A 20,012-nucleotide genomic window follows, 5' to 3' on the forward strand; every position below is an offset into this window, starting at 1 on the left:
CGGGTGCCCCGGAACAGAAACACGTTCTCATCGCTGACCGCCTGGCGCCGCCGCGTCGTCGCCCGCGCCCTGCAGGGCGGCTGGCGGCGGATCCAGGAGGCCGGCGCCGTCACCGCCGAGCACCCGGGCCGGCTGCGCTTCCGGCGGCTCGGCGAGGGCACCCGGCTGGCCTTCCCCCAGGGCACGGTCTTCGGCGAACGCTGGATCGAGATCGGCGCCTGCTGCATCATCGCGGAGCAGGTCACGCTGACCGCCGGGATGCTGCCGGACCTCGACCTGGGTCAGGACACCGTGCTGACCCTCGGCGACGGGGTCGTCCTCGGCCGCGGCAGCCACGTGATCGCCGACGCGCCCATCACCATCGGCTCCGACACCTACTGCGGGCCGTACGTCTACATCACCTCGACCAACCACAGTTACGACGACCCCGACGTACCGGTCGGCCGCCAGTGGCCCCGCTCCGAGCCGGTCGTCATCGGCCCCGGCTGCTGGCTGGGCACGGGCGCGGTGATCCTGCCCGGCGCCCGGATCGGCCGCAATGTCGTGGTGGCCGCCGGGGCGGTCGTACGGGGGGAGGTGCCCGACCACTCGGTGGTGGCGGGGGCGCCGGCGCGGGTGGTCCGTTCGTACGACCCCGAGAAGGGCTGGCAGCCGCCGCTGCGCACGCCGGCCCCGCGCGCGATACCCGCCGGGGTGACGCCGGCGCAGCTCGCGGCGCTCGCGGAGCTGTCGGCCGAGGACCTGAAGGACCTGAACGGCCTGGCGGAGCTGGAGAGCTGAGGGGCGGGCTCCCGGCCGGACGGCGCTCAGGCGCCGCCGAACACCGTCAGCCCGTGGCCAGCAGGACCGTGCCCACCAGGGCGAGCCCCGCGCCCGCCGCCTGCACCGCGCGCAGCCGTTCCTTCAGGACACCGCGGGCGGCGAGCGCCGTCACCACCGGGTAGAGGCTGGCCAGGACCGCGGCGATCGTGACGGGGCCGCGCTGGGCGGCGAGCGCGTACGTGCCGTTGGCGGCGACGTCCGCGAGGCCCACGAAGGCGAGCGCCGGGATCGCGACCGCCACCGCGCGCAGTCCGCCGCCGCCCTCGGGCAGTGCCCGGCCGCCGCGCTTCACGGAGAGCCACAGCGCGCCGCTGCCCACGGCCACGTTGGTGACGCGCTGTACGAAGAGGGCGAGGAACAGACCGGTGAGGGTGGTGGAGGCCTCGGAGATCAGGGCCATCACCGCGCCGAAGCCGAAGGCCGCGACGAGGGTGAGCAGGACGGCCTGCCGCTGCACCGGCGCGCCGCGCAGCTCGGGGCCGCCCGCGAGGACCACGCCGAGGACGGCGACCGCGATCCCGGCGAACTGGAGCAGTCCCGGCCGGTCGCCGACCAGCAGGCCGACCGAGACGGGGACGACGACGCCGAGGGAGCCGAGCGGCGAGACCACGCCCATCGGGCCGAGGGCGAGCGCCTTGTAGAAGCAGAGCATGGCCGCGGGGCCCACCGCGCCGGCCGCGACCGCGTACCAGAGCTGGGGTCCGGCCTCGCTCCAGGCGCCCGTGGCGGCGACGACGGTGCCGAGGACGAGGACGGCGAGGGTCTGGGAGACCACCACGACGGTCAGCGCCGGGAAGCGCCGGGTCAGCAGCCCGCCGCCGAAGTCGGCGAGGCCCCAGAGCAGGCTGGTGGCCAGGGCGAACAGGGCCGTCATCGCAGATCCTCGCAGTACAGTTCAGTGAACAATCGGGTGCACCACACGGTAGTACAGTCTGTTGAACTCTGTCATTCAAAATATTGGACGGAATGTGTCGGACCTCGATCAGCTCACGCAGTCGCTCGCCCGCAACCTGAAGCGCTGGCGCAACGAACGCGGCTTCACGCTGGACGCGCTCGCCGCCCGGGCCGGCGTCAGCCGCGGCATGATCATCCAGATCGAGCAGGCCCGCACCAACCCGAGCGTCGGCACCACGGTCAAGCTGGCCGACGCGCTCGGCGTCTCGATCACCACCCTCCTCGACTACGAGCAGGGCCCCCAGGTCCGCCTCGTCCCGCCCGGCCAGGCCGTACGCATGTGGTCGACCTCCACCGGGAGCCACACCACGCTGCTCGTCGGCACCGAGGCCCGCGGTCCCCTGGAGCTCTGGTCCTGGACCCTGATGCCGGGCGACGGCACCGCCTCCGACCCGCACCCCGACGGCACCACCGAGCTCCTCCACGTCACAGCCGGGACGCTGACCCTCGTCGTGGACGGCGAGGACCACCTCCTGGCGGCCGGGACCTCCGCCGTCTTCGAGGCGAACGTGCCGCACGCCTACCGCAACGAGGGCGAGGAGACGGTCGAGATGACGATGGCCGTGTCCATCCCGCCCGTACGCTGAGACGGTCAACCCCGCACCGGGAGACCCTTGTTAGCGTGTCGGGCATGCGCGCACCCATCGGAGACTTCGACGACGCCCGGCCCGCCCCCGACTGCCTCGACCTGCTCACCGAGCCGGTCGCCGCGGCCGTCCGCGCCTGGCAGGGGGCCGTGCCCGCGGACCAGCTCCTCTACGTCGACACCGACCCGGCCATCGCCGACACGGCCGTCTTCATCGAGCACTACGGGCAGCGGCTGCTCGACGAGTCCGCGAACTGCGTGATCGTGGCGGGCAAGCGCGGCGAGACCACGACCCTCGCTGCCTGCGTGGTCCGCTCGGCGACCCGGGTCGACGTCAACGGCGCCGTCCGCAAGCGGCTCGGCTCCCGCAAGGTGCGCTTCGCCCCGATGGACACGGCGACCGGCGACACCGGCATGGAGTACGGCGGCATCACCCCCATCGGCCTGCCCGGGAGCTGGCCGGTCCTCGTCGACGCCACCGTCGTCGACACCGAGTGGGTGCTGGTCGGCAGCGGTCGCCGGCGCGGCAAGCTCATCGTGCCGGGCAAGGCCTTCGCCCAGCTACCCGGCGCGGTCGTCCTGGAAGGACTGGGGATCGCCTCCGACGCGGGCTGAGCCCCGGACGGCGCGTGAGCGCCGCCGGGGCCGGCCGGGCCGCGAGGGCCGGCCGGGCCGCGAGGGCCGGCCGGGCCGCGAGGGCCGGCCGAGTCGCCGGGGCCGGCCGAGGCGCGGGGGTCAGCCGAGGCGCGGGGGTCAGCCGAGTCGCGGGATCTCGATGGCCGGGCAGCGGTCCATGACCATGTCGAGGCCCGCTTCGCGCGTCCGCGCGCAGGCGGCCTCGTCGATCACGCCGAGCTGGAACCACACCGCCTTCGCGCCGATCGCGACCGCCTCGTCCGCGACCGGCCCCGCGAGCTCGCTGTTCACGAACACGTCCACCACGTCCACCGGGAACGGGACGTCCGCCAGGGACGCGTACCCCTGCTCCCCGTGCACCGTCTCCGCCTTCGGGTGCACCGGCACCACGCGCTTGCCGAAGCGCTGCAGCACCTCGGCCACGCCGTAGGCGGCGCGGGAGCGGTTGGTGGAGAGACCCACGATCGCCCAGGTGTCGCCCGTGGCGGTGAGGATCCGGCGAATCGTCTCCGACTCGGACTCCGTGGTCGTGCTGTCGACGCTCATCTGAAGCTGCCCTCCGTGTCATCGGCTCGTCACCGTGCAGAACGTGCCGAGGCCCGGGCGGATTCCCTCCGGCCGGGCGCATAGGCTGACGGGATGCAGGAGCAGTACCGCACGCTCGCCGGCGAGGGCGTCCACGAGTCCGAGATCAACCGCTCGCGCTTCATCTGCGCGCTGGCGCCCGTCGCCACCGAGCAGGAGGCGCAGGACTTCGTCGCCCGGATCCGCCGCGAGCACCCGACGGCGAGCCACAACTGCTTCGCGTACGTCGTCGGCGCGGACGCCTCCGTACAGAAGGCCTCCGACGACGGCGAGCCCGGCGGCACCGCCGGCGTCCCCATGCTGCAGATGCTGCTGCGCCGCGAGATGCGCTACGTCGCCGCCGTCGTCACCCGCTACTACGGGGGCGTGAAGCTCGGCGCGGGCGGCCTCATCCGCGCGTACGGGGGAGTCGTCGGCGAGGCCCTCGACGCGCTGGGCACCGTCACCCGCCGCCGCTACCGGCTCGCCACCGTCACCGTCGACCACCAGCGCGCCGGCAAGCTCCAGAACGACCTGCGCGCCACCGGCCGGACCGTGCGCGAGGTCACCTACGGGGCCGCCGTCACCATCGAGATCGGGCTGCCCGACGCCGACGTGACGGACTTCACGGCCTGGCTCGCCGACGCCACCGCGGGCGAGGCGGGCTTCGAACTGGGCGGCGAGGCATACGGGGACGGGTGAGGCGGCCCACGAGCGGCCGGGCCGGGCCGTGCCTGAGGCGGCCGCCGCTGTCGTACCCCACCGATACCCTCTCGGATCATGAGGCTTCTGCACACGTCGGACTGGCACCTGGGGCGGTCGTTCCACCGGGTCGCCCTGCTCGACGCCCAGGCCGCGTTCCTCGACCACCTCGTGGCGACGGTCCGCGAGCACGCCGTGGACGCCGTCCTGGTGGCAGGCGACGTCTACGACCGGGCCGTGCCGCCGCTCACCGCCGTCGAGCTCTTCGACACCGCCCTGCACCGGCTCGCCGAGGCCGGCGTGCCCACCGTCATGATCTCCGGCAACCACGACTCGGCCCGGCGCCTCGGCGTGGGCGCGGGCCTCATCGGGCGCGCCGGGATCCACCTGCGCACCGACCCGGCCGGCGTCGGCACCCCCGTCGTCCTCGCCGACGCCCACGGCGACGTGGCGCTCTACGGCCTGCCGTACCTCGAACCCGCCCTGGTCCGCGAGCAGTTCGGCGCCGAGAAGGCCGGTCACGAGGCCGTGCTCGGCGCCGCCATGGACCGGGTCCGCGCCGACCTCGCCACCCGCCCCGAGGGCACCCGCTCCGTCGTCCTCGCCCACGCCTTCGTCGCCGGCGGCGAGGCAAGCGACAGCGAGCGCGACATCACCGTCGGAGGCGTCGCCGCCGTCCCCGCCGGAGTCTTCGACGGCGTCGACTACGTGGCCCTCGGCCACCTCCACGGCAGCCAGACCCTCACCCCCCGCGTCCGCTACTCCGGCTCGCCGCTCGCCTACTCCTTCTCCGAAGCCGACCACCGCAAGACCATGTGGCTGATCGAGCTCGGACCGGACGGCGCGATCGGGACCGCCGAGCGCGTCGACTGCCCCGTGCCGCGGCCGCTCGCCCGGATCAGGGGACGGCTCGACGACCTCCTGGCCGACCCCGCGCTCGCCCGCCACGAGGAGTCCTGGGTCGAGGCCACCCTCACCGACCCCGTACGGCCCGCCGAACCCATGGCCCGACTCGCCGAACGCTTCCCGCACACCCTCCATCTGGTCTTCGACCCCGAGCGCACCGAGGGCGATCCGCTCGTCTCCTACGCCCGGCGGCTGCGGGACCGCAGCGACCAGCAGATCGCGGAGGACTTCGTGGCCCACGTCCGCGGCGGCGCAGGACCCGACGGCGCCGAACGGACGGTCCTGTACGGCGCGTTCGACGACGTACGGGTCGACACCGCCGAGCGGGAGGTGGGCAGGTGAGACTCCACCGCCTCGCCGTCACCGCCTTCGGGCCCTTCGGCACCACCCAGGAGATCGACTTCGACGCCCTGTCCTCGGCCGGGCTCTTCCTGCTCCACGGACCCACCGGCGCCGGCAAGACCTCCGTCCTCGACGCCGTCTGCTTCGCCCTGTACGGCGCCGTCCCCGGAGCCCGCCAGACCCCCGGCGCCACCCTGCGCAGCGACCACGCGCCCACCGGCACGTCCACCGAGGTCACTCTCGAACTCACCGTGGGGGAGCGGCGCCTGGAGATCACCCGCCGCCCCGCCCAGCAGCGGCCCAAACTCCGGGGCACCGGCTTCACCACGGAGAAGGCCCAGACCTGGCTGCGGGAGTACGACCCCGAGGCCGGCACCTGGCAGGGGCTCAGCCGCTCCCACCAGGAGATCGGCGAGGAGATCACCCAGCTCCTCGGGATGAGCCGCGACCAGTTCTGCCAGGTCGTCCTGCTGCCCCAGGGCGACTTCGCCCGCTTCCTGCGCGCCGACGCCGAGGCCCGCGGCAAGCTCCTCGGCCGGCTCTTCGACACCCGCCGCTTCGCGGCCGTCGAGGACCGCCTCGCCGAGCTGCGCAGGGCGGCCGAGCACCAGGTCCGCGAGGGCGACGAGCGGCTGCTCGCCCTCGCCCACCGGATGGCCCAGGCCGCCGGAGCCTCGGCCGCCTGGGGCGCCGCCATCGAGGAGCGCCCCGGTGAACCCGGGCTCGCCGAGGCCGTACAGACCCGCGCCGCCCTCGCCCGAAGCGAGGCCCGCGAGGCCCTCGACATCGCGGGCCTGCGCCTTGCCGCCGCCGAGCAGCGCCAGGCCGCCGCCCGCGAGGCGCTCGAGGCCGCCCGCGAGCTCGCCGACCGGCAGACCCGGCACGCCGAGGCGCTCCGCCGCCGCGAGGAGCTGACCGCCCGGCGCCCGCAGCGCGACGAGTGGCAGGCCACCCTGGACCGCTCCCTCAAGGCCGACCGAGTAGCCCCCGCGCTCGGTCTGCGCGAGGACGCCGAGCGCGCCCACCGCACGGCCGGCGCCGACCGCGACCGCGCCCGGGCCGTCCTGCCGCCCGACCTCGCCGAGGCGGGCGCGGACCAGCTCTCCGCTCTCGAACGCCGGCTCCGCGAGGAGCTGGGCGGCCTGGAGTCCGCCCGCCGCGCCGAGCAGCGCAGCGCCGGGATCGCCGCCGAGCGGGCCGCCCTGGAGCGCGAGGCCCGCGCCGACGAGGACTTCCTCCAGGACGCCGCCTCCTGGCTGGCCGGCTGGGAGCCGCACCGCGCCGGACTCAGGCAGCGCGTCGAGGCCGCCCAGGAGGCCACCGCCCGCGCCGAACACCTCGCGGGACGCCTCGAACCGGCCCGCCGCCGGCTCGCCGCGGCTCGCCGCCGCGACGGCCTTGCCGAGGACCTCGCCGCCGCCCGTGACCGGCTCAGCGGCGCCCGCGAGCGGCGCAACGCGGCCCACGAGAGCTGGCTCGACATCAAGTCCCGCCGCCTCCAGGGCATCGCGGCGGAACTCGCCGCCGCCCTCGAACCCGGCGCCCCCTGCCAGGTCTGCGGCTCCGCCACCCACCCGGCCCCGGCACGCGCCACCGCCGACCACGTGGACCGCGCCGCCGAGGACAGCGCGTACGCCGCCTACACCCACACCGACGAGGCCCGCACCGCTGCCGAGACCGCCGTCGCCGCGACGACGGAGGCCTGGGAGGCGGCCCGCAAGGAGGCTCTGGAGGGCACGGCGCAGGACGCCGAGCCCACCGTCGCCGAGCTCGGGCGCGTCGTCGACGAACTGGGCCGCGAGCACGCAGAAGCGCACGCGCTCGCCGCGCAGACGCATGCCGCGCGGGAGGCGCTCGCACGGGCCGAGCGCGAGTACGAGGAGCGGGTCGCCGCCCAGCGGGCGGCCGAGACGCGGGTCGCCGCCCGGACCTCGCGGCGCGAGGCGCTGGAACAGCAGCAGGCCGCACTGGAGGCCGAACTGGCGCTCACCCGGGGCGAGTCGGGCAGCGTCGCCGCGCACGCCACGCTCCTGGAGCGGCGGATCGCCCTCCTGACGGAGGCCGCCGAGGCCGTACGGGCCGCCGAGGCCACCGCCCGCGGGCTGAAGGAGGCCGACGACCGGCTCGCCGGCGCCGCCTTCAGGGCCGGGTTCGACACCCCCGCCGAAGCCGCCGCGGCCCTGCTCGACGAGCCCACCCGCCGCGGGCTCCAGCAGCGGGTCGACGCCTGGCAGGCCGAGGCCGCCGCCGTCGCCGACCGGCTCGCCGAACCCGCCACCGCGGCCGCCGCCGCACTCCCACCCGCCGACCCCGCCGCCGCCGAGACCGCGCACACGGCCGCCGAGCGGGCGCTGCGCGAGGCCGCCGCCGCGCTCGCCGCCGTACGGGACCGGGGCACCGAACTGGACCGGCTCTCCCGGCAGGCCGACGCCGAAGTCCGCCGCCTCGGCCCGCTGCGCGAGGAGTACGAGCGGGTCGCGCGGCTCGCCGGGCTCACCGCGGGCACCTCCGCGGACAACGAGCGCAAGATGCGCCTGGAGTCGTACGTCCTGGCCGCCCGCCTGGAACAGGTCGCGGCCGCCGCCACCGCCCGCCTCCAGCGGATGTCCTCCGGCCGCTACACCCTGGTCCACTCCGACGCCCGCAGCGGCGGCCGGCGCGCGGGCCTCGGCCTGCACGTGGTCGACGCCTGGACCGGCAACGAGCGGGACACATCGACCCTCTCCGGCGGCGAGACCTTCTTCGCCTCGCTCGCGCTCGCCCTCGGCCTCGCCGACGTCGTCACCGACGAGGCGGGCGGGGTCCGGCTCGACACCCTCTTCATCGACGAGGGCTTCGGCAGCCTGGACGACCAGACGCTCGACGAGGTGCTCGACGTCCTCGACTCCCTCCGCGAACGCGACCGCAGCGTCGGCATCGTCAGCCACGTCGGCGACCTGCGCCGCCGGATCCCGGTCCAGCTGGAGGTCGTCAAGGCGCGGGACGGCTCCGCGGTGCGGCTCCGCGCCGGCGGGGACGCGCTCGGCGGCTGACGGGCGGCGCTGATCACGCTGATCAGGAACCGCCGGCCGCGCCGCTCAGCGGCTGATCGGGCGCCGGGGGAGCGGCGAGGAGTACACCACGCTGGTGGTCACCGAGCCGAGTGTGCCGACCTTCCCGGAGATCTCCTCCAGGTGCTTCATGGAGCGGGCGGCCACCTTCAGGACGAAGCAGTCGTCGCCGGTCACGTGGTGCGCCTCGAGGACCTCCGGCGTGTTCGCGACGAGGTCGTGGAAGGGCTTGTAGTTGCCGTTCGGGTAGCGCAGCCGGACGAAGGCGAGGATCGGCAGGCCGAGCCGCTCCTGGTCCACGACCGCCGTGTACCCGGCGATCACTCCGGCCTCCTCGAGACGCCGTACGCGCTCGGTCACGGCCGAGGCCGACATGGCCACCGCCCGGGCGAGCTCGGCGAAGCTGGCCCGGCCCTGGGTCTGGAGGGCCTCGAGAATCCGCCAGTCCGTGGCGTCCGGGATGTATCCGCTGGTCATGGGCGTGACCTTGCAGAAAAATCCCCGGGAGTTCAAGTGACCCCCGGGGACTTCTCACCGTCCGGACCGGTGCCGGACGCCCGGATCTCGCCCTCAGAGCCGGGAGAGCTCGTCCACCAGGTCGTCCAGACCCAGCGGTCCCTGCGACAGCGCGGCCATGTGCCAGGACTTCGCGTCGAAGGCGTCGCCGTGCGCCGCCTGCGCGTTGGCCCGGCCCAGCAGCCAGGCACGCTCGCCCAGCTTGTAGCCGATGGCTTGGCCGGGCATCGACAGATAGCGGGTCATCTCGCTCTCCACGAAGGCCGGCGGCCGGCTGGAATGCCGCTGGAAGAACTCCTGCGCCAGCTCCGGGGTCCACCGCTCGCCGGGGTGGAAGGGCGAGTCCGCCGGGATCTCCAGGGCCAGGTGCATGCCGATGTCGACGATGACCCGGCAGGCCCGCATCATCTGGCCGTCCAGATAGCCGAGCCGCTGCTCCGCGTCGGCGAGGAAGCCGAGCTCGTCCATCAGGCGCTCCGCGTACAGCGCCCAGCCCTCGGAGTTGGCACTGACCTTGCCGATCGTGGCCTGGTAGCGGGAGAGCCGGTCGGCCACGTGCGCCCACTGGGCGATCTGCAGGTGGTGGCCCGGCACGCCCTCGTGATACCAGGTCGACACCAGGTCGTACACCGGGAAGCGCGTCTGCCCGTCCACCGGCAGCCAGGTGCGGCCGGGGCGCGTGAAGTCCTCGGACGGGCCGGTGTAATACGGCGCGGCGGCGCTGCCGGGCGGCGCGATCCGGGACTCCACCCGCCGTACCCGCTCGGCGAGTTCGAAGTGGGTGCCGTCGAGCGACTTGATCGCCTCGTCCATCAGCTGCTGCAGCCAGGCCTGGACCTCGGCCACGCCCTCGATGTGGGTGCCGTGCTCGTCGAGGTGGGCCAGCGCCTCCCAGGGGCCCGCGCCGGGCAGGATGCGCTCGGCCTCGCCCCGCATCTCGCCGAGCAGCCGGTGGTACTCCGACCAGCCGTACGCGTACGCCTGGTCGAGGTCCAGGTCGGTGCCGTTGAAGTAGCGCGACCAGCGGCGGTAGCGCTCGCGGCCCACCGTGTCGGGGGCACCCGCGACGGCAGGCGCGTACACGTCGCGCATCCAGTCCCGCAGTTCGGCGACGGCCAGGTCGGCGCCCGCGCCCGCGGCCGTCAGCTCCGTACGCAGCTCCTTGGGGACCGACTCGTCGGCGGCCGAGGCGAACTCCTCGAACCAGCCGCGGCTCTGGCCGTCCCGGTCCGCGCCGCCCGCGCCCGCCCACTCGGTGAGCTGACCGACGAAGGTGTCCGTGGCGCGCGGCCCGCCGAACATGCCCCGCTCCAGACCGAGGGCGAGCGAGGCCCGGTAGCCCTCGAGCGCCGCCGGGACCGCCCGCAGCCGGCTCGCGATCGCCGTCCAGTCCTCCTCGGTGTCGGTCGGGAGCATGGTGAAGGAGATCCGCACGCTGTGCGCGGGCGAGCGGAGATTGCTCACCACGCACAGCCCTTCGTCCGCGTCGTGTACGAGGAGCTGGGCGGCCAGCCGCTCCCGCAGCAGCCGGGCACAGCGGCGCTCCGCCTCGTCCTCGGCGCCTGGGCGCCGTTCGGCCTCGTCGAGGAGGGCGAGCGTGCGGCGGGCGAGGTCGGCGACCGCCTCCTGGCCGGCGGGCGAGAAGTCGGGAAGGAGACCCGAACTCTCTTTGACTCCCAGGTAGGTACCGGTGATCGGGTCGAGTTCGATGAGTGCGTCGACGTATTCGTCGGCGACCTGGCGGGGAAGCAGGCTGCTGGAAGTCTCTGGCATGAGGCTCATCCTCGCCCGTGCACGGTCCCCGCGTCACCCTCAATCGATCTCAGTCGGCCGACAAATGAGCGCCTGGAACGGGCGGAAGGAGGGGTCCGCACTCCCATTGCTGGAAGATCAGCCGGGTCTCGACGCGGGCCACCTCGCGCTGCGAGGTGAACTCGTCGAGGACGAGTCGTTGCAGGTCAGCGGGGTCCGCCACGGCCACGTGGACCAAGTAGTCGTCGGGCCCCGTGAGATGGAACAGGGCCCGGGACTCGGGCAGCGCCCGGACGCGCTCGACGAACGGGCCGATGAGCTCGCGCCGGTGCGGTCGGACCTGGACCAGGAGCAGCGCCTCCAGGCCGCGGCCGAGTTTGGCCGGATTCAGCTGTAGGCGGTGTCCGAGGATCACTCCGGTGCGGCGCAACCGGGCCACCCGGTCCAGGCAGGTGGAGGGTGCCACGCCGACCTCGGCGGCGAGCTCGCGGTAGGTGGTCCGGGCGTCGTTCTGCAAGAGGCGAAGAATGTGCAGATCGACCGCGTCCAGTGCGACGGAATCGGCCATTGGCCGAACGTAGCACGGCGATTTCCCGCTACGCGTCGGGATACGTTCAGAGTGCCGCCCATGGACACCCCCATGGACACCCTGGCCTCCGCCTCCGCCGCCTCCGCGCCCGTCAGGGCGCTGGCGACCGAAGCCGTGCACGCCGGCCGCGACGACCTCGCGGAGCTCGGTCTGCACGCCGCTCCGATCGACCTGTCCACGACCTACCCGTCGTACGACGTCCGGGAGGAGGCGGCCAGGATCGACGCGTTCGCCGCGACCGGCGCCCAGCCGGACGGCCCGCCCGTCTACGCCCGGCTGGACAACCCCACGACCGCCCGTTTCGAGACGGCGCTGGCCCGCCTGGAGGGCACCGACTCCGCGGTCGCCTTCGCCAGCGGCATGGCCGCGCTCAGCGCCGTCCTGCTCAGCCGGGCGAGCCTCGGGCTGCGCCATGTGGTGGCCGTCCGTCCGCTCTACGGGTGCAGCGACCACCTGCTCGACGCGGGCCTGCTCGGCACCGAGGTCACCTGGACCGATCCGGCGGGCGTCGCGGCGGCCATCCGGCCCGACACCGGCCTGGTGATGGTCGAGTCCCCGGCCAACCCGACCCTGGCCGAGGTCGACATACGCGCCGTCGCCCACTCCTGCGGCTCCGTGCCGCTGCTCGTCGACAGCACCTTCGCCACCCCGGTGCTCCAGCGGCCGGCCGAGCTGGGCGCGCGGATCGTGCTGCACAGCGCCACCAAGTACCTCGGCGGGCACGGCGACGTGATGGGCGGGGTCGTCGCCTGCGACGAGGAGTTCGCCCGTGGCCTGCGGCAGGTGCGCTTCGCGACCGGCGGCGTGCTCCACCCGCTGGCCGGCTATCTGCTGCTGCGGGGCCTCGCCACGCTTCCGGTACGGGTACGGGCCGCGTCGACGACCGCGGCGGAGCTGGTCCGCCGGCTCGCCACCGACCCGCGGATCGCGCGGGTGCACTACCCTCGGATCGGCGGGGCGATGATCGCCTTCGAGGTGTACGGGGACCCGCACGACGTGATCGCCGGGGTACGGCTGATCACGCCGGCGGTCAGCCTCGGCAGCGTCGACACCCTGATCCAGCACCCGGCCTCCATCAGTCACCGCATCGTGGACCCGTCGAACCGGCGCTCCGGCGGGATCAGCGAGCGGCTGCTGCGGATGTCGGTCGGCCTGGAGGACGTCGAGGACCTGTGGCGTGACCTGACCCAGGCCCTCAGCGCTTCGCCTGCGACCGAGCGGACTCACGAGGCGCCGGGCCCGGCGCGGTCAGCCGGGCGGTGATCACCAGGGTGCCCTCCTCGATCTGGTAGTCGAGGGGGAGGTTCAGCGCGCGCATGGCGGCGACCATCCCGGTGTTGGAGGACTGGGTCACCGCGTAGACGCTGTCGCAGCCGGCCTCCTCGGCCATCGCCACCAGGCGGCCGAGGAGCTCGGAGCCGATGCCGCGCCGCTGCCAGTCGTCCTCGACGAGCAGGGCGACCTCGGTCTCGTCCCCGTCCCAGAGGAGGTGGCCGAGGGCGACGACCCGGCCGGAGGCCGTCTGCACCGCGAGGGTGCGGCCGAAGCGCGGGCTGAGCAGGTGGTCGAGGTAACGGTCGGCGTCGCCGACCGGACCGTGGTAGCGCAGGCGCAGGGTCCGCTCGGAGCAGCGGTCGTGCATGGCGCGGGCGGCGGTCAGGTCGCGCTGGTCGGCGCGGCGGACGGTGATGTCGTTGCCCTCGGGCAGGGTGAGCACGTCCTGGCTGCGCGGGATGCGCGGGCCGAGCCGGGCGTCGAGCTCGACGAGGGCGCGGGCCCGGGCGAACTCGGTCGGGGTGAAGGGCAGATAGGGCCGTTCGATGACGATCGAGCCGCCGCCCGGGTCGCGCAGCCGCATCGAGGTCTCCTCGAGGACGCCTTCCACCGGGGCGGGATCGCCGGTGGGGCGGCCGGTGAGGGAGACGGCGGGGACGGAGTGGATGGTGCAGCGGCCGAGCAGCTGGCGCAGCGCGAGCGGGAGTTCGGCCGCGTCGAGGGCGGTACGGGTGGCGAGGCCGAGCACCCGGGTCGGTGTGTCGACGAGGTCGTGGGTGTCGGCCCGCTCGGTCCAGGTGTCACTGCCGCCGGCCTCGGCGATCGCCCGGGTCAGCACGCTGGTCTGGAGGCCGGAGGGCGCGCGGAGCAGGAACTCGTCGACGGTGCCGTCGGCGAGCGGGTGGGTCTGCAGGGTCAGGATGTCGACGCCGTGGCGCGCGAGCACCGCGCACAGCGCGGCGAGGCTGCCCGGGGCGTCGCGGACGGTGGTCCGCATCCGCCACAGGGCCGTTTCGGCGGAGTCCCCCACGGGGGTGGGGGCGTCGTCGGGAACGACGGCCGGCGGCAGCGGAGCACGCCCGCTGCCGCCGGGATCGTCGGCGGGCGGCGCATGGCTGTGCCGCCGTGCCCACCAGGTGTGGAAGGCCGCGGTGGCGACCAGCGCGATGGCCGAGAACACCAGCAGGTAGGGGCCGTCGGGGCCCTTGGCGATGGTCTTGGCGATCGTGTCGGCCACCACCACGGCGGTGAACAGGGCGGCCAGCTCGATCGCGTCGTGGCGCCAGCGGTGGGAGCGGCGGGCGTTCTTCTTGTGCTGCAGAGCGGTCATGACCTCACTGTGACCCAGTGGTGTTGCGTGATCACGAACGCTTTGTGACTGACGGGTTAAGCGCCGATCTGGGGGCCTAGTGACCGATTTCCTCTGATTCCGAGCGCTGCTGATCGGTGCCGTGGCGGAGCGCGCTCGCCAGGCGCTGCGCCTGCGCCACCAGCTGCGAGGAGCCCCGCCGCGCCGCCACGTCGGCGAGCCCCGGTATCTCGCCGGTGGCCCGGCACCGCTCGACGCACTCCGCCGCCACCGCGACCAGCTCGCCGGCCCCGCGCACCGGCTTCGGCGCGGTGAGCAGCCCCGGTAGCAGCTCCGAGAGCACCGCCCAGACCGTCGCGTACGCCCCCGTCGAGGCCGCCGTACGGACCGAGTCCGCCAGCCGGTTCGGCTTCACCGTCCCGTCGGCCACGAGCTCGGCGAGCCGGGCGGCGAGCAGCGCCGGGTCGAGGTCGCCACGGGCCGCCAGCACGAGCAGCGCGTCGACGGCGGTGAGCCGGTCCTCCGCGTGCCGGCAACCGAGACCCACGGCCAGCGCGAGATGGAGGGCCGGGCCGACCGGACCGTCGGCCTCGGCGAGCGCGGTCAGGCTCCAGGCCGCACCCCGCTGGTCCCACTCGGCCCCGTTGCCCAGCGCGGGCAGCAGCCAGGCCGCGAGCGTCTCCCGGTCGTCGGGCAGCACACCCGGCCAGAGCGGACGCTGCCCCGACCAGTGGTGGCATGGACGGACCGACTCGGTGAGCTCACCGCCCAGCCACTGGAACGCGGGCGGGAACTCCTCCCGTATCGCCCGGCGCTCCCGGATCGCGAGCACGAGCCGGTCCGCCGGCCACCACTTCCCGGACCGGATGTCCCGCCCCCTGGCCAGGAACCGCAGCCCGGGCGCCAGCGACACGTCCGCCGTCAGCCACTCGGCGAGCCGCTCGCCGGCCCGGGTGCCGAGCTCGGCCGCCTTCCGGGCGGCCCCGGGCGCCGACGGATCGGCCTTGCGCACCCTGAGCAGAGCCTGGGCGAGGTCGACCGGCGCGGGCTCCGCCCCGGCGTCGTGGTACGCCCGCAGCCGCCCGACCAGGACCAGCGGGTCGATCGAGCCGGTGTGCAGGGTCGGCGTGGCCAGCAGGAACGGCACCCGCTGGGCGCTGGTCATCAGCCAGGCCGCCTCCCACAGCCGTGCGTCGACGGCCCCCGCGAGGGCGTGATGCACACAGGAGACCGTGGCGTGCCTCCGCCTGCGACCCTGGTCGATCCCGGAAGGACGCACATCGCCCAGGAGGGCGGCGAGGACGACGTCCAGACCGTGGGTGGAGTGGGTGAAGAAGTCCGGGTGCCGGCGCCAGTACGCGTCCGAGAACGCCTCCCGCACGGCCGCCCTCAGCGCCTCCCGGTCCCGGTGCGCATGCCGTACGAGACCGTCGAGGGCCCGCTCGAACTCCTCCAGGTCCTCGGAACGGCGCCGCGAGACGGCGACCAGCTCCTCCACCAGCTCCGCGAGGGTCTCCGCCGCCGGCGCCACCGGCCGCGGCCCGGGCAACGGGGGCAGCACCTCCGCGTAGGGAAGGCCGTCGTCCGGCGCGGCCACGCCGAACAGCTCGGCCGCGGCCTCCCGGTGCACCGGGCTCAACAGCGCGGCGGCCCCCGCCAGCTCCTCGCGAACCCGAGCGTCCACGGCGGCCAGATGGCGGCCCACCAGCTTCAGGGCCCGCTCCTGGATGCCCGTGTCCTCGTGCCCGAACGCGTCCGTGATCACCGGCAGCAGCTCCGTCGCCGCACCCGGCTCGCGCCGCAGGACCTTGGCCAGCAGCGTCAACTGCGCCCGCACCAGCTTCTTCTCGGTGCGGAACAGCACCGAGCCGGTCATCTCCGCCAGGTCCCCCACCGCCAGGACGCCGTCCAGGGCGAGCTGGGTCAGGACCTCCTGGGCGTGGGCCGCCACGGGCGAGGGGGCGTCCGCCGCCATGCCGAGCCAGTCGGGAATCCGGCCGCGCCGCTCCTCGTCCGTCGTCCCGAGCAGCTGGAGCAGGGCGAGCGGGAAGCGCAGATCACGCGCCCGCCCACCACGCAGCAGGCGGGCGACGCCAGCGTCGACGAGCGCGGAGCGGTCCACGAGTCCCTCGTCGGCCAGCGTCTTCACGGCATGCGGCCAGCTCCGGTCCGGTTCCGTGCCGAGGCTCCACGCGAGCAGGTCCGGCGTCTGGGGCAGTTGCACGGCGTACGGCAGGAGCACCGGGGTCTGCGGATCGGTGCGCAGCCTGTCGACGAGCTCCCCGTTCGTCATGTCCCGCGTCCAGCCGCGGGCGTACGCCTCGGTCGTCGGCACCGGGCAGCCGGAGCGGACCACCAGGGTGTGCACCAGCCGGTACTGGTCTTCGGCGACGGCGGGCCGCTCGGCGAGCCGCTGCGCCACGTCGGCGAGCCAGGAGTCCTCCCGGTCGGCCAGCACCTCGAGGACGTCGTCGACGGAGTTCTGCCCCCAGCCCGCGAGATCGCGGGAGCCGATCCAGGCCGCGGCCGCGGCGGCGCCCGTGTGGCACCCCGCCCCGGCCACCCGCAGGGCGCGCTGTGCCTCGGCCTGCGCGGTCCACCGCTCCCAGCCCCAACCCCGCACCTCCTTGCGCAGCTCCTTCAGTCCCGGCAGGGCCGCCTTCCGTGCGGCGGCGTCCAGCCGTCCCAGCATCCCGGGCACCACGTGCTGGCGGCCGTCGCGGACCGCGTCGAGCAGCTCCCGCACCGCGGCCGTTGCCTCCGCCGTCACCATCGTCTCCGCCGTCACCGTCGCCTCCGTCATCGCAGACCCCCCGCCCCCGCCACCGCCACCGCCGGCGCCGCACCGGGCGCCGTGTCGGCCACCGCGCCGCGCCGCGCCATCCGCACCGCGAGCGCGTGCTTGCACGGGCCCCGCCGGCCCCGGTACTCCGCCCACCACGAGCAGGTGCAGCTCAACCGGCCGCCGGCCGACTCCCGTACCTGATAACGCCGTTCACCCGAGGCCACCGAGGCGAGCACGCCGTCCAGGGCGACCGCGCCGTCCGCGAGCAGCGCGCGGGCTCCGACCAGCCGCGGGTTGTGCCGCTCGGCCCGGTCCGCGTCGTACGGCAGCTCCCGGTGGAAGTAGGCCGCGTCCGCCACGTCGTAGCCGACGCGCCCCGCCGTGCCGAGCCGGGTAAGCGCCGCCCGCACCCGGTCCACGGTGAGCCCCGACTGCTCGGCCAGGTCCGCGAGGTCGATCCGCGGTTCCCAGGCGAGCAGCACAGAGACCAGTTCCGCGTCCCCGGCCGCCTCGTCGGTGGCCAGCGCCTCCAGGACACCGCCCTCGCCGGAGAACCCGCGCGCCGGGTCCGGCGACAGGGTCAGCGTGAGCCGCATCCCCGGCAGTTCCACCTCCCAGGCGCTCGGCGCGGGCCGGCCGTCCGGCACCGGCCCGTACACCCGCAGCGCCGTCGCGTGCCGCAGGACCCGCTCCAGGGCGACCAGCCGGTCGGGACCGGCCAGGCAGACCGCGCCCGCGACCGGTCGCGTCGTCGGCCGCAGCGTCCGGCCGGACTGCACCACCCACAGCGGGCCGCGGCCCCGGGCCGGGGTGCGCGGCAGGGAGCGCAGGAACCGCACCGCCTCCGCGCCGGTCAGCTCGGCGCGCAGGTCGAATCCGGCGGAGGCGACCTGCGCCTCGGCGAAGCCGCGCAGCCAGCGGTCCGGCAGCGGCACCTTCTTCTCGACGACCGGACCGTCGAGGGTGGTCACCGCCAACTCCTCGGGGCCCACCCGCAGATGCAGCGGCTCGTCACCGGCCAGCCGGGAAAGGGCCTCGCGCAGCGGGTTGTTGACGTCCACATTGGTGGTGCCGTGCCCGGTCTCGGCCCCGTCCAGGCCCTCGCTCAGCACGTCCAGGCGCGCGTACACCCCGCCACAGCCCGAGAAGGACTCGAAGCGCAGCCGGTCCCCGTTGCCGGTCACCACCGGGTCGAGCGAACCCGGCCTCATGCGCTGGTGGTAGCGGGCCGCCGCCACGTCGGCGACCGCGAGCAGCCCGCGCGCGGCGACCTTGGGCGAGGTGAGGAAGCCGGCGAAGAACCGGGGCCGGGCCTCGGCGCCGTGCGGCGTGAGACCCCCGGACGTCTCGAGGCCGAGGAGCCGGCCGGAGCCCATGGGCTCCAGCGCGGACGGGCGTGCGTAGGCGAGCGCCTGTACGGATCGCGTCATGCAAACGACGGTAGGACCCGGCACTGACAATCGACCGGGACCGCCCCGACGACGCCCGCCCGCACCCCTGCTGACCTGGTGTTACGCCCTGTTACTGCCCCACGCGCCCCGGCTGCAGCACCGTGCCGAACAGGACCGTGCCGCCCTCGGCGCGCAGCCGGACCGTCAGTTCCCCGCTGTCGCCGTCGATGTCGACCTCGCCGAAGTACTGCGGGCTCTCCATCGGCGACAGGTTGGCCCGCTCCGGCGCCCGTACGAAGACCCGCTCCGGGCCGAAGGTGCCGTCCAGGGCGTTCGCCGGGAAGCCGCCGGCGGCCAGCGGCCCGGAGACGAACTCCCAGAACGGCGCGAAGTCCTGGAAGGCCGCGCGCTCCGGCGCGTAGTGCTGCGCCGAGGTGTAGTGGACGTCCGCGGTGAGCCACAGCGTGCCGGTGATCCGCCGGTGCTTGATGAACCGCAGCAGCTCGGCGATCTGCAGCTCGCGGCCGAGCGGCGCGCCGGGGTCGCCCTGGGCCACCGCCTCGAAGTCCGTGGCGCCGTCCGTGACCACGAGGCCCAGCGGCATGTCCGCGGCGAGCACCTTCCACACCGCGCGCGACCTGCTCAACTCCCGCTTCAGCCAGTCCAGCTGCTCGGCGCCGAGGATGCCGGTGGCGTCGTCGGCCTGCCGGCCGGGCGAGTTGGCGTTGCGGTAGGTGCGCATGTCGAGCACGAACACGTCGAGCATCGGGCCGTAGCGCACCACCCGGTGCATCCGCCGCTCGGCGCCCCGCGCGTGGAGCGTGGAGACGGGGAAGTACTCGGCGAACGCGCGCGAGGCGCGGGCCGCGAGGACGTCCACGTCCTTCTCGCCGTAGCGTGGGTCGTCGAGGATCTGGCCCGGGTACCAGTTGTTGCGCACCTCGTGGTCGTCCCACTGCACGATCGAGGGCACCTGGGCGTTGAAGGCGCGCACGTTGTGGTCGAGGAGGTTGTAGCGGAAGTTGCCGCGGTACTCGTCGAGGGTCTCGGCGACCTTGGACTTCTCGGGCGTGGTGACGTTCCGCCAGATCCGGCCGTCGGGGAGCGTGACGCTGGGCTGGATGACGCCGTCCGCGTAGATCGTGTCGCCGCTGCACAGGAAGAAGTCCGGGTTCAGCCGGCGCATCTCGTCGTACGCGCGGAAGCCGCCGATGTCCGGGTTGATGCCCCAGCCCTGTCCGGCGATGTCGCCGGACCACAGGAACCGCACTCCGTCCCTGCGCCGCTCGGGGGCCGTGCGGAAGGTGCCGGTGAGGGGCTCGCCGGTACGGCGCGGGTCGTCCGGGTCCGCCAGGGTGACCCGGTAGTGGATCTGCTCGCCGGCCGGCAGGCCGCGCAGCGCGGTGGTGCCGGTGAAGTCCGTACCGGGGCCGAGCAGCGGCCCGTAGTGGCGGCGGACCCGGCGGAACGATTCGCCGGACGAGGTCTCGACGATCATGCGGGCCGGCCGGTCCGAACGGACCCACACCAGGCCCGAGTGGGCGGTCACGTCTCCGGCCTGCACGCCCCACCGGGCCGACGGACGCCCGGACAGGGCGAGCGCCGGGCTCGCGAACGCGCCGCCGCCGACGGTCAGGGCGGCGGCCGACGCGGCGAGCGATCCCCGCAGGACGGTACGGCGAGCGGGGGAAGGGCCGGGCGTGGGGTGGGACATCGTGCGCCTCCAGGGTCTCGGCGGGGTGTGCCGTCGACGCGCGGCGCCAGCGACCGCGCGCCCCATGCCTAGCGCCTGGGAGCGGCGTGCAGCCGAACCCCATGTGAACAACGGGACGG

General features: G+C 74.7%; 16 protein-coding genes. 7 read left to right on the forward strand and 9 right to left on the reverse strand.

Annotated features, from left to right (window positions below):
• Positions 1-3 precede the first annotated feature (3 nt).
• Entirely contained in the window at positions 4-780 is a 777-nt protein-coding gene (locus tag ACIGEZ_RS20420) for an acyltransferase (RefSeq protein WP_399832957.1), read from the forward strand.
• A 46-nt stretch (positions 781-826) separates the two neighbouring features.
• Here ACIGEZ_RS20420 and ACIGEZ_RS20425 read toward each other — a convergent pair whose 3' ends face one another.
• The gene (locus tag ACIGEZ_RS20425; protein ID WP_399832959.1) at positions 827-1,696 is read right to left on the reverse strand and encodes an EamA family transporter; all 870 of its coding nucleotides are present in this window, start codon (positions 1,694-1,696) and stop codon (positions 827-829) included.
• A gap of 94 nt (positions 1,697-1,790) precedes the next feature.
• On the opposite strand from ACIGEZ_RS20425, the gene ACIGEZ_RS20430 reads away from it, so the two are divergent.
• Together ACIGEZ_RS20430 and ACIGEZ_RS20435 are read left to right on the forward strand one after the other, a co-directional pair.
• Complete coding sequence (locus ACIGEZ_RS20430; RefSeq protein WP_399832961.1) at positions 1,791-2,363, forward strand: helix-turn-helix domain-containing protein; 573 nt, start codon at positions 1,791-1,793, stop codon at positions 2,361-2,363.
• A gap of 44 nt (positions 2,364-2,407) precedes the next feature.
• Entirely contained in the window at positions 2,408-2,977 is a 570-nt protein-coding gene (locus ACIGEZ_RS20435) for a YbaK/EbsC family protein (RefSeq protein WP_399832963.1), read from the forward strand.
• Positions 2,978-3,115: 138 nt separating this feature from the next.
• On the opposite strand, the gene ACIGEZ_RS20440 is transcribed toward ACIGEZ_RS20435, so the two are convergent.
• Positions 3,116-3,544 (reverse strand): CoA-binding protein, encoded by a 429-nt coding sequence (locus tag ACIGEZ_RS20440; protein ID WP_399832965.1) that lies wholly within the window; start codon positions 3,542-3,544, stop codon positions 3,116-3,118.
• A gap of 93 nt (positions 3,545-3,637) precedes the next feature.
• On the opposite strand from ACIGEZ_RS20440, the gene ACIGEZ_RS20445 reads away from it, so the two are divergent.
• The 3 genes from ACIGEZ_RS20445 (at position 3,638) to ACIGEZ_RS20455 (ending at position 8,544) form a co-directional block, all read left to right on the forward strand.
• Complete coding sequence (locus ACIGEZ_RS20445; protein WP_399832967.1) at positions 3,638-4,264, forward strand: YigZ family protein; 627 nt, start codon at positions 3,638-3,640, stop codon at positions 4,262-4,264.
• Between the two features lie 78 nt (positions 4,265-4,342).
• Positions 4,343-5,512 carry an exonuclease SbcCD subunit D gene (locus tag ACIGEZ_RS20450; protein WP_399832969.1) on the forward strand — a complete coding sequence of 390 codons (1,170 nt, stop codon included), beginning with the start codon at positions 4,343-4,345 and terminating at the stop codon, positions 5,510-5,512.
• Complete coding sequence (locus tag ACIGEZ_RS20455; RefSeq protein ID WP_399832971.1) at positions 5,509-8,544, forward strand: AAA family ATPase; 3,036 nt, start codon at positions 5,509-5,511, stop codon at positions 8,542-8,544. Before ACIGEZ_RS20450 ends, ACIGEZ_RS20455 begins: the two co-directional genes overlap by 4 nt.
• A 45-nt stretch (positions 8,545-8,589) precedes the next feature.
• On the opposite strand, the gene ACIGEZ_RS20460 is transcribed toward ACIGEZ_RS20455, so the two are convergent.
• The 3 genes from ACIGEZ_RS20460 to ACIGEZ_RS20470 all read right to left on the reverse strand — a co-directional run bounded on the left by ACIGEZ_RS20460 (position 8,590) and on the right by ACIGEZ_RS20470 (position 11,398).
• The gene (locus tag ACIGEZ_RS20460; protein ID WP_399832973.1) at positions 8,590-9,039 is read right to left on the reverse strand and encodes an Lrp/AsnC family transcriptional regulator; all 450 of its coding nucleotides are present in this window, start codon (positions 9,037-9,039) and stop codon (positions 8,590-8,592) included.
• A gap of 93 nt (positions 9,040-9,132) precedes the next feature.
• Complete coding sequence (locus ACIGEZ_RS20465; RefSeq protein WP_399832975.1) at positions 9,133-10,851, reverse strand: DUF885 domain-containing protein; 1,719 nt, start codon at positions 10,849-10,851, stop codon at positions 9,133-9,135.
• 49 nt (positions 10,852-10,900) lie between these two features.
• Entirely contained in the window at positions 10,901-11,398 is a 498-nt protein-coding gene (locus ACIGEZ_RS20470; protein ID WP_399832977.1) for an Lrp/AsnC family transcriptional regulator, read from the reverse strand.
• Positions 11,399-11,458: 60 nt separating this feature from the next.
• Between ACIGEZ_RS20470 and ACIGEZ_RS20475 the strand changes: the two genes are divergently transcribed.
• Positions 11,459-12,682 carry a trans-sulfuration enzyme family protein gene (locus ACIGEZ_RS20475; protein ID WP_399832979.1) on the forward strand — a complete coding sequence of 408 codons (1,224 nt, stop codon included), beginning with the start codon at positions 11,459-11,461 and terminating at the stop codon, positions 12,680-12,682.
• On the opposite strand, the gene ACIGEZ_RS20480 is transcribed toward ACIGEZ_RS20475, so the two are convergent.
• The 4 genes from ACIGEZ_RS20480 to ACIGEZ_RS20495 all read right to left on the reverse strand — a co-directional run bounded on the left by ACIGEZ_RS20480 (position 12,615) and on the right by ACIGEZ_RS20495 (position 19,893).
• Positions 12,615-14,024, reverse strand: coding sequence for a GNAT family N-acetyltransferase (locus ACIGEZ_RS20480; RefSeq protein WP_399832981.1), 1,410 nt, complete (start codon positions 14,022-14,024; stop codon positions 12,615-12,617). The genes ACIGEZ_RS20475 and ACIGEZ_RS20480 overlap by 68 nt on opposite strands.
• Before the next feature lie 76 nt (positions 14,025-14,100).
• A complete protein-coding gene (locus tag ACIGEZ_RS20485; protein WP_399832983.1) occupies positions 14,101-16,806 on the reverse strand; it encodes a DUF6493 family protein in 2,706 nt (901 codons plus the stop codon).
• Positions 16,803-18,218, reverse strand: a complete 1,416-nt coding sequence (locus tag ACIGEZ_RS20490; RefSeq protein WP_399832985.1) for an SWIM zinc finger family protein — start codon at positions 18,216-18,218, stop codon at positions 16,803-16,805. Before ACIGEZ_RS20490 ends, ACIGEZ_RS20485 begins: the two co-directional genes overlap by 4 nt.
• Before the next feature lie 91 nt (positions 18,219-18,309).
• Complete coding sequence (locus tag ACIGEZ_RS20495) at positions 18,310-19,893, reverse strand: alkaline phosphatase D family protein (RefSeq protein ID WP_399832987.1); 1,584 nt, start codon at positions 19,891-19,893, stop codon at positions 18,310-18,312.
• Positions 19,894-20,012 lie beyond the last annotated feature (119 nt).

The organism is Streptomyces sp. NPDC085481, assembly GCF_044541845.1.
GTDB lineage: Bacteria > Actinomycetota > Actinomycetes > Streptomycetales > Streptomycetaceae > Streptomyces.

Excerpts from the sequence above, each read along its gene's own strand:
- ACIGEZ_RS20425 (WP_399832959.1), bottom strand. The coding sequence starts at position 1,696 with ATGACGGCCCTGTTCGCCCTGGCCACCAGCCTGCTCTGGGGCCTCGCC.
- ACIGEZ_RS20435 (WP_399832963.1), top strand. The coding sequence starts at position 2,408 with ATGCGCGCACCCATCGGAGACTTCGACGACGCCCGGCCCGCCCCCGAC.
- ACIGEZ_RS20440 (WP_399832965.1), bottom strand. The coding sequence starts at position 3,544 with ATGAGCGTCGACAGCACGACCACGGAGTCCGAGTCGGAGACGATTCGC.
- ACIGEZ_RS20445 (WP_399832967.1), top strand. The coding sequence starts at position 3,638 with ATGCAGGAGCAGTACCGCACGCTCGCCGGCGAGGGCGTCCACGAGTCC.
- ACIGEZ_RS20450 (WP_399832969.1), top strand. The coding sequence starts at position 4,343 with ATGAGGCTTCTGCACACGTCGGACTGGCACCTGGGGCGGTCGTTCCAC.
- ACIGEZ_RS20460 (WP_399832973.1), bottom strand. The coding sequence starts at position 9,039 with ATGACCAGCGGATACATCCCGGACGCCACGGACTGGCGGATTCTCGAG.
- ACIGEZ_RS20465 (WP_399832975.1), bottom strand. The coding sequence starts at position 10,851 with ATGCCAGAGACTTCCAGCAGCCTGCTTCCCCGCCAGGTCGCCGACGAA.
- ACIGEZ_RS20470 (WP_399832977.1), bottom strand. The coding sequence starts at position 11,398 with ATGGCCGATTCCGTCGCACTGGACGCGGTCGATCTGCACATTCTTCGC.
- ACIGEZ_RS20475 (WP_399832979.1), top strand. The coding sequence starts at position 11,459 with ATGGACACCCCCATGGACACCCTGGCCTCCGCCTCCGCCGCCTCCGCG.
- ACIGEZ_RS20480 (WP_399832981.1), bottom strand. The coding sequence starts at position 14,024 with ATGACCGCTCTGCAGCACAAGAAGAACGCCCGCCGCTCCCACCGCTGG.
- ACIGEZ_RS20485 (WP_399832983.1), bottom strand. The coding sequence starts at position 16,806 with ATGACGGAGGCGACGGTGACGGCGGAGACGATGGTGACGGCGGAGGCA.
- ACIGEZ_RS20490 (WP_399832985.1), bottom strand. The coding sequence starts at position 18,218 with ATGACGCGATCCGTACAGGCGCTCGCCTACGCACGCCCGTCCGCGCTG.
- ACIGEZ_RS20495 (WP_399832987.1), bottom strand. The coding sequence starts at position 19,893 with ATGTCCCACCCCACGCCCGGCCCTTCCCCCGCTCGCCGTACCGTCCTG.